The sequence below is a fragment of the uncultured Megasphaera sp. genome (genome assembly GCF_958350005.1).
Taxonomy (GTDB): domain Bacteria; phylum Bacillota; class Negativicutes; order Veillonellales; family Megasphaeraceae; genus Megasphaera.
In genome coordinates this window covers 1-13,943 of the sequence record NZ_CATWFF010000039.1, presented here as the reverse complement: position 1 = coordinate 13,943, position 13,943 = coordinate 1, and the positions used below count along the sequence as shown (strand labels likewise).

General features: G+C 50.8%; 11 protein-coding genes. 10 read left to right on the top strand and 1 reads right to left on the bottom strand.

Annotation, left to right across the window (positions count from 1 at the left end):
- The 10 genes from recJ to Q3886_RS03720 form a co-directional block, all read left to right on the top strand.
- Positions 1–1,995: single-stranded-DNA-specific exonuclease RecJ (recJ, locus tag Q3886_RS03765; protein ID WP_301859831.1), on the top strand; the 1,995-nt coding region annotated here is incomplete at its 5' end.
- 13 nt (positions 1,996–2,008) lie between these two features.
- The gene (locus Q3886_RS03760) at positions 2,009–4,207 is read left to right on the top strand and encodes a bifunctional (p)ppGpp synthetase/guanosine-3',5'-bis(diphosphate) 3'-pyrophosphohydrolase (protein ID WP_301859830.1); all 2,199 of its coding nucleotides are present in this window, start codon (positions 2,009–2,011) and stop codon (positions 4,205–4,207) included.
- Complete coding sequence (gene dtd / locus Q3886_RS03755) at positions 4,204–4,653, top strand: D-aminoacyl-tRNA deacylase (protein ID WP_301859829.1); 450 nt, start codon at positions 4,204–4,206, stop codon at positions 4,651–4,653. Before Q3886_RS03760 ends, dtd begins: the two co-directional genes overlap by 4 nt.
- Positions 4,654–4,666: 13 nt before the next feature.
- The gene (locus Q3886_RS03750) at positions 4,667–5,302 is read left to right on the top strand and encodes an MBL fold metallo-hydrolase (protein ID WP_301859828.1); all 636 of its coding nucleotides are present in this window, start codon (positions 4,667–4,669) and stop codon (positions 5,300–5,302) included.
- A 4-nt stretch (positions 5,303–5,306) separates the two neighbouring features.
- Positions 5,307–6,383 (top strand): AI-2E family transporter, encoded by a 1,077-nt coding sequence (locus tag Q3886_RS03745; protein WP_301859827.1) that lies wholly within the window; start codon positions 5,307–5,309, stop codon positions 6,381–6,383.
- Positions 6,373–6,879: a Fur family transcriptional regulator gene (locus tag Q3886_RS03740; protein ID WP_301859826.1), complete on the top strand. Its 507-nt coding sequence runs from the start codon at positions 6,373–6,375 to the stop codon at positions 6,877–6,879. Before Q3886_RS03745 ends, Q3886_RS03740 begins: the two co-directional genes overlap by 11 nt.
- 1 nt (position 6,880) lies before the next feature.
- Positions 6,881–8,338 (top strand): coproporphyrinogen dehydrogenase HemZ, encoded by a 1,458-nt coding sequence (hemZ, locus tag Q3886_RS03735; protein WP_301859825.1) that lies wholly within the window; start codon positions 6,881–6,883, stop codon positions 8,336–8,338.
- Complete coding sequence (hisS, locus tag Q3886_RS03730; protein ID WP_301859824.1) at positions 8,338–9,603, top strand: histidine--tRNA ligase; 1,266 nt, start codon at positions 8,338–8,340, stop codon at positions 9,601–9,603. The genes hemZ and hisS overlap by 1 nt, the downstream gene beginning before the upstream one ends.
- 8 nt (positions 9,604–9,611) lie before the next feature.
- The gene (gene aspS, locus Q3886_RS03725; RefSeq protein WP_301859823.1) at positions 9,612–11,405 is read left to right on the top strand and encodes an aspartate--tRNA ligase; all 1,794 of its coding nucleotides are present in this window, start codon (positions 9,612–9,614) and stop codon (positions 11,403–11,405) included.
- 75 nt (positions 11,406–11,480) lie between these two features.
- Positions 11,481–12,299 (top strand): hypothetical protein, encoded by an 819-nt coding sequence (locus tag Q3886_RS03720; protein ID WP_301859822.1) that lies wholly within the window; start codon positions 11,481–11,483, stop codon positions 12,297–12,299.
- 107 nt (positions 12,300–12,406) lie between these two features.
- Here the strand turns inward: Q3886_RS03720 and putP are convergent, their stop codons facing one another.
- Positions 12,407–13,915, bottom strand: coding sequence for a sodium/proline symporter PutP (putP, locus tag Q3886_RS03715; RefSeq protein ID WP_301859821.1), 1,509 nt, complete (start codon positions 13,913–13,915; stop codon positions 12,407–12,409).
- Positions 13,916–13,943: the final 28 nt, after the last annotated feature.

Genomic DNA, 13,943 nt, shown 5'->3' with positions numbered 1-13,943 from the left:
ATGTGTAGCGATGTCATGCAGAAACGATGGACCTTTCCTGGTGCTGATGAAGCACATATACGCCATCTGGCAGAACAATTACATATATCAACAGTCTTAGCTCAGGTACTGATCAACCGCGGTATTGATACGGCAGAACAGGGCCGGCATTACTTATACGATTCGCTGGATGCCAGTAATGATGCATTTCAGATGAAGGATATGGATAAGGCTGTGCATCGCATTGGCCGGGCCATAGAGAAGCATGAATGCATTGTTATATACGGGGACTATGATGTAGACGGCATTACCTCTACAGCCTTGCTCTATCTGGTGCTGCAGGAACTGGGTGCGGCTCCGTCGTTTTATATTCCTGAACGGCAAAGCGAAGGGTATGGGCTGCATACAGAGGCAATACAGCAGCTCGTAGAAGAAGGTACGGATTTGCTGATTACAGTGGACTGCGGCATAGCTTCGTACGATATTGTGGAGCAATTCCGCGAAGATGTTGATATTATCATTACGGATCATCATGAACCGCCGGCACGCGTACCTGAAGCATATGCCGTTCTCAATCCCAAGCAGGAGCAGTGTGCCTATCCCTTTAAGGAACTGGCCGGTGCCGGCGTTGCTTATAAAATGTGTCAGGCTCTGTGGCTGCGGCAGCGAGGGGAAATACTGACGGCATACAGTGAAATTGCCGCCTTGGGAACGATTGCTGATCTGGTGCCCCTGCAGGGAGAAAACCGGATTATTGTCCGCGAAGGTCTTAGGCGTATTCGTGAAGGCTGCAGCATTGGCATTCAGGCATTGCTCCAGGCAGCTTCCGTGGCGAAAGAAACGATACAGGCCGGCCGCATTGCCTATACGATTGCACCGAGGCTAAATGCTGCCGGGCGCATCAGTCATGCCCGCAAGGGTGTGCAGCTGCTGCTGGAAGCCGATCCGGACCGGGCCCTGCAGATTGCTGGTGAACTGAGTGAACTGAATCGGGAACGCCAGGATATTGAACGGGATATTGCCCAGAAGGCAGCCGAGCAGATTCAGAAAAGCGGCCATGCCCATGACAACGTACTTATTGCCTATGGCGAAGGCTGGCATCCAGGTGTGATTGGCATTGCTGCTTCACGCTTGGTAGAACAGTATTATCGTCCTGCTTTGGTCATCAGTATTCATGATGGAATCGGCAAGGGATCGTGCCGCAGTATTCGCGGGTTTAATATGTATGAAGCGCTGCAGTATGCCGATGATCTGCTGATTCAATACGGCGGACACCCGATGGCGGCAGGCTTTTCCATTGCTGCCGAGCATATTGAAGACTTTCGCCGGCGTCTGGAAAGGTATGCCAATATGCATATGTCTCCAGACGACTATATTCCCGTGTTGGCCATTGATAAGAAATTGCAGCCCCAAGAAGTGACATTGGAACTCATTGATGAATTAAGTCAGTTAGAACCATATGGAATGGGAAATAGCCGGCCTGTATTCGTATTATCTGACTGTCGTGTTACTGAGCTGCGGCCTATTGGCCGGGACAAGCAGCACTTGCGCCTGGTCGTCACCTGTAGCGGTCAGGAACGCTTGTCCGGCGTAGGATGGTCTATGGCCGGCATATGTGATGAAATACTGGAAGGCGACCGGATTCAGGCGGCCTTTCAGCTGGAGAAAAACGAATTCAACGGTCTGTCGTCTCCGCAGCTTGTACTGCAGGATATCCAGCTGATGACTGCAGATATTCGGCTGGACCGGACGGTTATGGTTGATGTATACTTAGCATTGAAAAAATGGCTGCCTGAACGGGGCATGGCTGTCTGCCAGGTGCGTCGCCGTCTGGTAGCGGCAGAGGGTGACCGATATGATGCCCATACTATTTATGCAGCCATTACGGTACTGAAAGAAATTGGCGTGCTGAATACGGGAAGCCGCGCCGGTGAGCCTTTTTATTATTTTCCTGTTCTGACTGGCAAAATGGAATTGCATACGTCACCGACGTATCAAAAATACAGCGGCGCTTAAGGGGGAGTATACTGTGGAATTTAAAGATAAAGATACGGAATTCCAGCATTTACTGGATACCGTGCACAGCTATCAGCCAGACGCATCATGTGAAGACCTGAAGAAAGCATATGCACTGGCTGAAGAAGCACATAAGGACCAGACGCGAGCCAGTGGAGAGCCGTATATTTTACATCCCCTGGCAGTTGCGCAGATTCTGGCCGATATGAAAATTGATACGAAGACGATTACGGCATCTCTGCTCCATGATGTAGTAGAAGATACGGACTATACGCTGGATGATTTGCAGCGCATTTTTGGCAAGGAAGTGGCTTTTCTGGTAGATGGTGTTACCAAACTGAGCCGTCTGAATTACCGAACCAAAGAAGATCAGCAGCTTAACAGCATGCGCAAGATGTTTCTGGCCATGGCCAAAGATGTGCGGGTCGTAGTCATTAAACTGGCTGACCGGCTGCATAATATGCGGACTCTTCGGTATATGCGCAGTGACAAGCAGAAACGCATTGCTCAGGAAACGCTGGAGATTTTTGCTCCCTTAGCTCATCGTCTGGGGATATTTAATATTAAGTGGGAATTGGAAGATCTGTCTTTCCGCTATCTGGAACCGGATAAATATTATGATCTGGTCGATCAGATGAAGCAGAAGCGCCACGTTCGCGAAGAAATTGTCAATGAAGCCATTGATGTTCTGCGCAAAGCGCTGGCAGAGGCGAATATTCGCTGTGAAATCAACGGGCGGCCCAAGCATTTTTACAGCATTTACAAAAAGATGAAGAAAGACAACCGTGACCTGAGTCAGGTATATGATCTGTTTGCCATCCGGGTTATTGTCGATACAGTCAAAGACTGTTATGGTGTACTGGGGATCGTGCACAGCCTGTGGAAACCGCTGCCCTATCGGTTTAAAGATTATATTGCCATGCCGAAGCCAAACAACTATCAGTCGCTGCATACGACGGTTATCGGCACGCGGGGACAGCCGGTAGAAATTCAGATCCGCACATGGGAAATGCATCATATTGCAGAATACGGCGTTGCTGCCCACTGGCGGTATAAAGAAGGCAATGCCAATGCCGGCAAAAACGAATTTGATGAAAAAATGGGCTGGCTCCGCAATCTGCTGGAATGGCAGGATACAAGCAATCCGAAGGAATTTGTCAATGCTCTTAAACTCGACGCCTTTTCAGATGAAGTTTTCGTATTTACGCCGCGGGGCGATGTCATCGATTTGCCGCAGGGATCGATTCCTATCGACTTTGCCTATCGTATTCATACCGATGTAGGCCACCGCTGCGTAGGGGCGAAGATTAACGGCAAAATCGTGCCCCTCGATTACTCCCTGAAAAACGGGGATATTGTCGAGATTATTACTTCGAAAGTCGGCAAGCCCAGCCTGGACTGGCTGAAAATTGTAGGCAGTTCAGAAAGCCGCTCGAAAATCCGCAACTGGTTTAAAAAGGAAAATCGGGAAGATAATATCCTGAAAGGTGCAGAAGCGCTGGAACGGGAATGTAAACGGCTCGGCCATGACTGGAAAGCTCTCAATACGGCTGGACGGCTGGCCCGTGTAGCCAAGCAGATGAATGCCGGCACAGAAGATGATCTGGTTGCTGCCGTAGGCTATGGCGGATTTGCTGTCAATACGGTGTTGATTAAACTTCTGGAACTGCATAAAAAAGATGTGCAGAAACAGGAAGAAAAGAACAGCATGGCTGTCATTGAAAAGCTCAAGCCCAAAAAGCAGGCTAAATCCAATGGCAGCGGCATTCTGGTTAAAGGCGAAGCAGGCCTGCTGGTCCGACTGGCGAAGTGCTGCAGTCCTGTGCCGGGCGATCCGATTATTGGCTTTATTACGCGCGGCCGGGGCGTATCGGTCCATCGTGCCGACTGCCCTAATATCAGCAATGCTGAAAGCGATATTGACCGGCTCATCGATGTAGAATGGGAATACGATGGCAGTGAAAACTTCGAGGTCAATATGGAAATCGTTGCCTATGACCGCACAGGTATTATGGCGGAAATCATGGCAGCCCTGGCAGAAATGAAAATTTCCATCCTCAGTGTGAATGCCAAGACGAGTGATACGAAAAATGTAGTCATCCACATGGGCATCAGCATTAAAGACCTGGCACAGTTTGAATTTGTGACGACGAAAATACGGCGCCTGAAAGATGTATATACTGTGCAGCGCTATACAGGAGGACAGTCATGAGAGCAGTAGTGCAGCGTACGCGTTCGTCCAGCGTCACGTCCAATGGCGTGGAAACGGGCCGCATTGGTCCGGGATTGACGGTATTATTGGGGATTGCCGCCGATGATACGGAGCAGGATGTACAGTATATGGCTGATAAAATTACGCACTTGCGGATTTTTGAAGATGAGCAGGATAAAATGAACTGCTCCCTTCTCGACGTAGGCGGAGACATGCTGGTTATTTCACAATTTACCTTATACGGCGATGCCCGTCATGGCCGCCGTCCCAGCTTTACGCAGGCTGCACCGCCGGCCATGGCGGAGCCGCTGTATGAGCGGTTCGTTCAGGCCGTTGAAAAACAGGGCATTCATGTCGGTACGGGACGATTTCGTACGGAAATGGTAGTGACCCTGGAAAATCACGGTCCTGTTACCATTTTACTGGATAGTAAGAAAGAATTTTAAGGGGGAATATACTATGAGTATGCGATACATGACGATGGTACTGGGGCCTGTTATGACCAACTGCTACATCGTTTATGACAGTGAAACACGAGATGCAATGGTTATTGATCCGGCCTGGGATTATCCTAAAATTGACCAGGCTCTGAAAGATCATCAGCTGAAGCTGAAGCTGATTTTTCTGACTCACGGACATGCTGATCACATTGGGGCCCTGCAGGAACTGCGCCAGTATACGAAGGCGCCTGTATATGTCGGGGAAGGAGATAAAGACCTGATTACCAATTCCCGCAACAACCTGTCCCTGTTTATGGGGAAATCCATTGTATGCGATTCGCCGGATCATGTCGTAACCGATGGTGAACACATTCAGCTCGGCCATTTGAAGTTTACCGTATTGACGACACCGGGACATACGCCGGGCGGTGTCAGCCTCTATGGAGAAGGCGTCGTCTTTTCCGGTGATACCCTGTTCCGGTATTCTGTGGGCCGTACTGACTTATATGGCGGTTCGGCAAGCCTTCTGATTGACAGCATCAATACTAAGCTCATGCCCCTTCCTGATGATACAGTCGTACTTCCGGGCCATGGGCCGGCAACGACGATTGGTGAAGAACGGCGAGGCAACCCGTATTTAGACGGGGGATGGTAGGGACATGTCGATGTATAAGGAGTCCCAGTTCTGGCTGCGCGTCACATTGACTGCCCTGGCGTTCTCCTTGTTTCTGGCAGTCAATGCGATTTACTGGCCTGTCATTATATCCCTGATTCTGACGTTTATTCTGATGCCGGTACGGGACCTGTGCAGCCGCATCCTGTATCGGCTCATAAAGCGTCACGTTCCCGTAGATATAGCGATTCTCCTGTCCTTTGTCGTATTGATCCTCATCGTAACAGGAGTGACAAACGTCATTCTGCGTCCGTTACTGGCACAGGTCAATTTGCTGGCTGCCAATTTCAATACCATTGTAGCCCAGACAGCGGAACTGGTGAATCAGCTGGAAAATGATCAGAATCAGTTCTATATTCCCGAGCAGGTCAAGAGCATTATCAATGATGCCTTTGTCAAAGTCGGCAATTATGGCGTAGAAGGCGTGTCGAATTTGATTCGTTCCGTCTTCGTCATTGCAGGTACTGTCGTGGAATTTTTTGTCGTTCCCTTTATTACGTTTTATTTCCTGAAAGACGGCGGCAGCATGATTCGCTCCTTTGTGAAGCTGTATCCGGAACAGTACCAGACGCAGCTGACCGATGTATTTCAGGAAATCCACCATGTCCTGAGCCGGTATATCCGCGGCCAGCTGCTCATGAGCTGTATTATTGCGACCCTTACCTTTCTGGGCATGTGGCTCATGGGCGTGCCTTATCCCATGGTCATTGGCCTGTTGGCAGCCATTACGGAGTGGATTCCCATTGTAGGGCCCATTGTCGGCGCCATACCGGCCATTTTGCTGGGGGCGACAGTGGATTTGTCCCTGTCGTTGAAAGTACTGGTGTTTTATATTGTTATTCAGCAGATCGACAGCCATCTGATTATGCCCCAGGTCATGGGCGCGGTTATCAGTCTGCACCCTGTTGTCATTGTTATTGCACTGCTTATTGGCGGCACCTTGTTCGGCGTAGCCGGCATGATTCTGACCGTTCCGGTAACAGCAGTATTGCAGATACTATGCAAACATTTGTGGTTTTATAATTCGTACAAAGAAAAGGCGATGAATAGTCATGGAAGATAGCAAAACAAACAAAGAAGAAATTATGAATGTCATGATGAAGCGGATGAAGGAAAAAATTAAAGACAAGCGGTATAAGATGACCTCACAGCGTCAGGTTATCCTGCGGGCCTTTGTAGAAAGCAATATCCGCCATATGAATGCAGAAGATGTATTCGAACGGGTTAAGAAAATGGCGCCTGATATTGGCCTGGCTACGGTATATCGGACACTGGATCTGTTCACGGAAATGGATCTGCTGAAAAAACTGGATTTCGATGACGGGTGCAGCCGCTACGAATTAAACGACCGCGATACGGACGGCCATTTCCATCATCATCTGATTTGCCTGGGCTGCGGCAAAGTCTGGGAATGCCAGGACGATTTGCTGGAAACACTGGAATCCATTTTGCAGAAGCGCCATCATTTCCATACAGTCGATCATCAGCTGAAAGTATATGGCTACTGCGAAGAATGTGAAAAGAAGCGGGAAGCTGAAATGCAGAAGAAAGAAGGATAACGTGGAAGACGAAACGTATCGGTATGACGGTCCGGAGACATATCACTCTCTGGTCGGACAGGTTATGGCCTCGCTGGGATATGTAGGCGGACGTGAACCGCGTCATGTCGGCGCTGAAATCGTCGTAAACGAACGGCCTGACGGCCTGTACCTGTCCTGCCGATATGGGCTGGACGGGAAAAAGGAGGCCTCCTTTGACGGGCATATCCCGGCCGATGGCAGGGAGCGTGCTGCTGTCAAAGACTGCCTTCTTCACTGGTATCGTACGTACAGCGGCAGTCATCCCAGTCCCTGGGGAACGCTGGTAGGCGTCCGGCCAGTCAAGCTGGTACATCGCCTCTTTGCCCAGGGCTGTCAGGAGCAGGAAGTACGGAACACACTGCAGTCAGCGTATGAAGTGAATCCGGAGCTGGCACGGGAACTGACGCAGATTGCCCTGCGCCAAATGCCCTATATGAAGGGAAGTCGCCGGGATGTTTCCGTGTATATCGGCATTCCGTATTGTCCCAGCCACTGTCTGTACTGTTCCTTTCCGTCCCGCCTGGTAGGCCAGGAAGAGCCGGTTGTACTGGAGCAGTTTGTCAGCGCTGTAGAACGGGATATTGACGATATTCGCCTTCTGTGCGACCAGTATGGCCTGCAGGTTCACACCGTGTACATAGGCGGCGGTACGCCGACCTGTCTTCCTGTGCCGCTGCTGCGCCGCCTGCTGGCTGCTGTGGCTCAGGCCTTTCTGCCCGTTGCTGAATGGACTCTCGAAGCGGGAAGGCCCGATACGGCTTCGGCAGAGGTGCTGGCGTTGATGAAGCAGTTTGGTGTCAGCCGCATCAGTGTCAATCCGCAGACCATGCAGCAGCGTTTATTAGATGCCATTGGCCGCAGTCATACTGTAGAGGATATTTATGCCATGTATGAACGGTGCCGGAAACTGGCTTTTCCCGTCATAAATATGGATTTTATTGCCGGCCTTCCAGGGCAGCAAACAGAAGATATGCGGGAAAATATGAAAATTGTTTGCCAACTGCACCCAGAAAATGTTACAATTCATACGTTAGCATTAAAAAAGCGGGCCCCCCTGTTTGGTCATGCCCTGCGCAGGGCGATTCCCTGTGCTGATGAGGTGGCCCAGATGCTGGAGATATGCCGCAATACGCTGGCCACTGGCGGCTATGAGCCGTATTATCTGTACAGGCAGACCTATATGGCAGCCAGCTTTGCCAATGTAGGGTATGCGCTGCCGGGAGCGATTAGCCCGTACAATATAGAAATGATGGAAGAACGGCAGACTGTTTTGGCCGCAGGTCCCGGAGGGGCGACAAAATATGTTTGTGCCGACGGGCACCATCTGGAAAAACTGTATATGCCCAAAGACGTGGCCCGATACAGGGAGGCGCTGCCGGAGATGATGAAGCGGCGCCGCCGTTTGTGCGCCGTCGTATATGGAGGAGAGGATTTGTAATGGCAATTACTGCACCGAGAGGTACGCAGGATTTTTTGCCGGAGCAAACAGCAGATTGGCAGATTTTGGAAGCAAAAATCCGTCATATTTGTTCATTGTATGGCTTTGGTGAAATTCGTACCCCTTTATTTGAAAGTACCGAACTGTTTTTGCGCGGCATTGGCGAAACGACCGATGTCGTTACGAAGGAAATGTACACGTTTACCGACCGCGGCGGCCGCAGCATGACGTTGCGTCCGGAAAATACGGCGTCTGTCGTCCGTGCCTTTCTGGAACATAAATTATACGGCGAGCCAAAAGTTCACAAATTTTACTACATGGGCCCCATGTTCCGCCACGACCGTCCGCAGGCCGGCCGGTACCGGCAGTTTAACCAGTTTGGCGTAGAAGAAATCGGTTCCAAAGACCCTGCTGTCGATGCGGAAATTATTGCCATGGCCTTCCAGTTGTTCCGCGAACTGGGACTGACCGATCTGGTACTGCACCTGAATTCCGTCGGCTGCCCGAAATGCCGTCCTGTGTACCGGCAGAAACTGCTCGATTTCTTTGCAGATAAAAAAGACCAGCTTTGTGACGACTGCAAAGCGCGGCTGGAAAAAAATCCTCTTCGCGTACTGGACTGCAAGGAAGAAAGCTGCCGCAAGGCCGCCATTGGCGTACCGGAACTGACAGATAATCTTTGTGATGACTGTAAGGAACACTTCGCCAAAGTACAGGAATATCTGACAGCTGTCGGCATTCCCTTTGTTCTGGACCCCCGCCTGGTCCGCGGCCTGGATTATTATACGAATACAGCCTTTGAAATCATGTACGCTCCTCTGGGCGCCCAGAGCACCGTGTGCGGCGGCGGACGATATGACGGATTAATTGAAGAAGTCGGCGGCCCGTCGACGCCGGGTATTGGCTTTGCCATCGGCATGGAACGTCTGCTCCTGACGCTGAAAGAACAGGGACTGCTGCCGCCGGTTCCCAAGAACCGGCCCGTATTTATTGTCGCCCTGGGCGATCAGGCCAAGACCGAAGCTTTTCGTCTGCAGCAGCAGCTGAGAGAAAATGACATATACGCAGAAATCGATCTGATGGGCCGCAGCATGAAAGGCCAGATGAAATCAGCTAACAAACTGGATGCTGATTTTACCGTCATTATTGGCGAAGAAGAACTGGCAAGCGGCCAGGCTCAGGTTCGCAACATGGAGACAAAAGAGCAAGTCAGCGTTCCTCTTGAGGGAATTGCCGCATATATGGAAACACACAAGAAGGGATGATTTACGAAATGGATACAATGGAAGGTTTGCGCCGTTCAATGTACTGCGCTGAAGTAAGCGAAGCAGACAATGGCAAAGAAGTAACGCTGTGCGGCTGGGTAGAACGCCGCCGTGACCATGGCGGATTGATTTTTATTGATCTGCGCGACCGCACGGGCATCGTACAGGTCGTCGCATCGCCGGATTATGAAGAAGTGTCCTTTAAAAAAGCCGAACAGGTTCGGACAGAATATGTACTGGCTGTCCGGGGGATTGTCCGCATGCGTGATGCAGAAACGGTAAACCCCAAGATGAAGACAGGGACCATTGAAATTCGCTGTGAAGAACTGCGGATTCTGAATTCCGCCAAGACGCCGCCGTTCTATATTGAAGATAATATTGATGTCGATGAAAAGATTCGCCTGAAATACCGCTATCTCGATCTGCGCCGTCCGGAAATGCAGAACAACCTGGTTATGCGTCATAAAGTAAAGCACGCTATGCGGACGTTCCTGAACGAACACGGCTTCATTGATATTGAAACGCCGGAACTGTGCAAGAGCACCCCTGAAGGGGCCCGGGATTATCTCGTTCCGAGTCGTGTCAATGACGGCAAGTTCTATGCCCTGCCGCAGTCGCCGCAGATTTTCAAACAGCTCCTCATGATTTCCGGCATGGACCGGTATTATCAGATTGCCCGCTGCTTCCGCGATGAAGATCTTCGTGCCGATCGTCAGCCTGAATTTACGCAGCTCGATATGGAAATGTCCTTTATGGACCAGGATCAGATTCTGGAACTGGTTGAAAATATGGTACATTATATTTTCAAAGAAACACTGGGCCACGAAGTCAAACTGCCAATTCATCGCATGACCTGGGATTATGCCATGGAATACTACGGCTCTGATAAGCCGGATCTGCGCTTTGACATGAAGTTTACAGATATTACGGACCTGGTTAAAGACACGGAATTTAAGGTATTCCGCAATGTCGTCGACAACGGCGGTCAGGTCAAGGCTATCAATGTCAAAGGCGATGCCGCTATTCCGCGCCGTGAACTGGATGGCCTGGTTGAATACGTATCGCATTACGGCGCCAAAGGGCTGGCCTGGATTTGCTTCATGGAAGACGGCACCCTGAAATCTCAGGTTAAGAAATTCCTCGGTGAAGATACGCTGGCTGCCATTGGCAAGAAATGCGGCAGTGAAAAAGGCGACCTGGTTCTGATGATTGCTGACAAACCGGCTGTTGTTGCTGCAGCTCTTGGCGAACTGCGCAAAGAAATGGCCCGCCGAATGAATTTAATTGATGAAAATGAATTTGCCTTCACGTGGGTTGTTGATTTCCCCATGTTTGAATACAGCGAAGAAGAAAAACGGTACGTTGCCATGCACCATCCGTTTACAGCCATGCGAGATGAAGACCTGGACAAACTGGAAACCGACCCGGCTCATGTATATGCCAAGGCTTATGACCTGGTCCTGAACGGCATTGAACTGGGCGGCGGCTCCCTCCGTATTTACCAGCCCGATATCCAGCAGCGCGTATTTAAAGCCATTGGCCTGACACCGGAAGAAGCGGAACAGAAATTCGGCTTCCTTCTGCGGGCCTTTGAATACGGTGCACCGCCTCACGGAGGCCTGGCATTTGGCCTGGACCGCATGATCATGCTCATGCTCAAGCGGAAATCCATTCGTGATGTCATCGCCTTCCCGAAGACGCAGAATGCTATTGATCCCATGAGTGAAGCTCCGTCGGAAGTTACGAGAAAACAGCTCCACGAACTGCACATTCAAGTCGAAGAAGATTTGGTAACCAAATAAATGGCAGCAGCCAGAAAAAGGTATCGGCCTGTGCCGATACCTTTTTACTATCTCTATGAAGGAGAGTGAGATGCGGTGCACATTCAATATGTCAAAGCCGATCCGAGCGGCAATGAAACTATTTTTGTCTTAAATCCCGTTGCGCCAGCCCTGCACAGTACAGTGGCGGCCAAGCTGCTTCAGCCCGATTGTGTCGGTGCTGAGCAGGTAGCCTATCTTACCCTGACAGACGGTAAGCCCATTCGCGTCGACATGATGGGCGGCGAATTCTGCGGCAATGCTTCCCGGTCTGCGGCAGCCTATGCTCTGATGCTGTCTGGCCGGAAAGAAGGGGAGTATTCGGTATCCTGTTCAGGCTGCAGTACCTTGCTGCAGGCTCAGGCCAGTCTGCGTCCGGAAGGCGGGTATAATGCGTATATTGAAATGCCTATGCCCGAATCCATTGAAGCCGTCATCCTGGACGTCGGTGGATGGCCCAGCCGGTTTTACCGCGTTGCCCTGCCAGGCATTGTGCATTTCGTTCATATGGCAGGTGATATTCACGCTATAGATACGAACGTTTTTTGGCAGTCCGTATATGACTACGCAAAGGATGAAGAGCTGGAGGCCTTTGGCCTGATTCTGTTTTCACCGCAGACGCTGTCTATGATCCCGGCCGTGTATGTGGCGGCTACGCAGTCCCTGTACTGGGAAAAGAGCTGTGGATCCGGCTCGGCAGCCGTTGCGGCAGCCCTGGCCTGTATGGGGAAGAAAGATGTGTCCTGTCAGGTCCGCCAGCCTGGCGGCGTCTTGTCCATTGCAGCGACGGTGAAAGAAGGAGTCCTGCAGTCCCTGTACATCGGCGGCCCTGTGACGTTTACAAAGCAGCGGGAAATCGATATCCCCGGCGTCTGAGCCGCAGCTCCCCAGCTGTGCATGCAGCAGATCTGACGTTACGTAAGTGTTGTACCTATATAAAAAAGCTGCCCGAAAGGACAGCTTTTTTCATATACCGATGCGGCTTATTTCATTCCATCTGTTTTCAGATGGGTGATTTTTTGTTTAAAACTCATGGCCGTGTCAAATTCCTGCAGGATTTCTTCGCTTGGTTCTGCATCGAGGCGGCTGACGATGTAGATGGCTGCCAGGGAGAACAGGAACCCAGGAACGATTTCATACAGGCCGAACCAGCCAAACTGTTTCCAGATCAGAACGGTCAGACCACCGACGATAATCCCGGCTAGGGCACCGTTTTTGGTCATGCGCCGCCAGTACAGCGACAACAGGATAGTAGGGCCGAAGGCCGCGCCGAACCCGGCCCAGGCGTAGGCAACCATGGTCAGAATGTAACTGTTTGGATTCATGGCCATGACGATAGCCAGGGCAGCGACGACCAGGACGGTAATGCGGCTGACATAAATCAGTTCTTTGTCACTGGCTGTTTTGCGGATGAAGGTATGGTAAAAATCCTTGGAAATTGCCGATGCCGTAACCAGCAGCTGTGCTGATGCCGTACTCATAATAGCTGCCAGGACAGCAGATAAAATCAGGCCTGTTGCAAAGGGCGGGAATAACTGCTGACTCATGATAAGAAATACTTTTTCTGAATCTGCGCCAGTCAGCGGTGTCGGTACGACGACTTTGCCGACTAAGCCGACCATTACTGCAGCAGCCAGAGAAATGACGACCCAGGTCATGGCAATGTGCTTGGATTTTTTCAGTTCTTCCGGATCGCCAATGGCCATAAAGCGGACCAGAATGTGAGGCTGGCCGAAGTAGCCGACGCCCCAGGCCAGAGACGAGATAATGGCAATAATGCCTGTAGACGTCGTATCTGGTGCCATGACCAGCAGATTCGGTGCATCTGTAGCAATACGCGTCATCGTTTCGCTGAAGCCGCCGGCAACAATCATGCCGACCAGCGGTACCAGGACGATGGCCAAAAACATCATGCAGCCCTGAATAAAATCAGTCCAGCAGACAGCCATAAAGCCGCCGAGAAAGGTATAGACTACGACGACGCCGGCACTCAGCAGCAAGGCGTAAAAATAATCCATGCCAAAGACGGCCTGAAACAGCTTGCCGCCGGAAACAAAGCCGGAAGACGTATAGATCAGGAAGAAGATCAGAATAAAGATAGCAGAAATAATGCGGATAATATTCTTGTCATCATGAAAGCGGTTCTTCAAATAATCCGGCATCGTCAGGCTGTTGTTGGCAACTTCCGTATAATTGCGGAGCCGCTGTGATACGAAATGCCAGTTGAGATACGTGCCGATGGCAATGCCAATGGCAATCCACGATGCGGATATCCCCGTCGAGTAAGCCAGCCCCGGAACCCCCATGAGCATCCAGCCGCTCATATCTGATGCTTCGGCACTCATCGACGTAATCCAGGGTCCCAGGCTGCGGCCGCCCAGGATATAATCGCTCAGGCGCTCCTGAGAACGGGAATAATAGACGCCAATACTCAGCATAATAAGCAGGTAAATGGCAAATGCCGCTAATACAGAAATATTAAATTGATGCATGAAATAATTCCTCCCCTCGATATGTAAC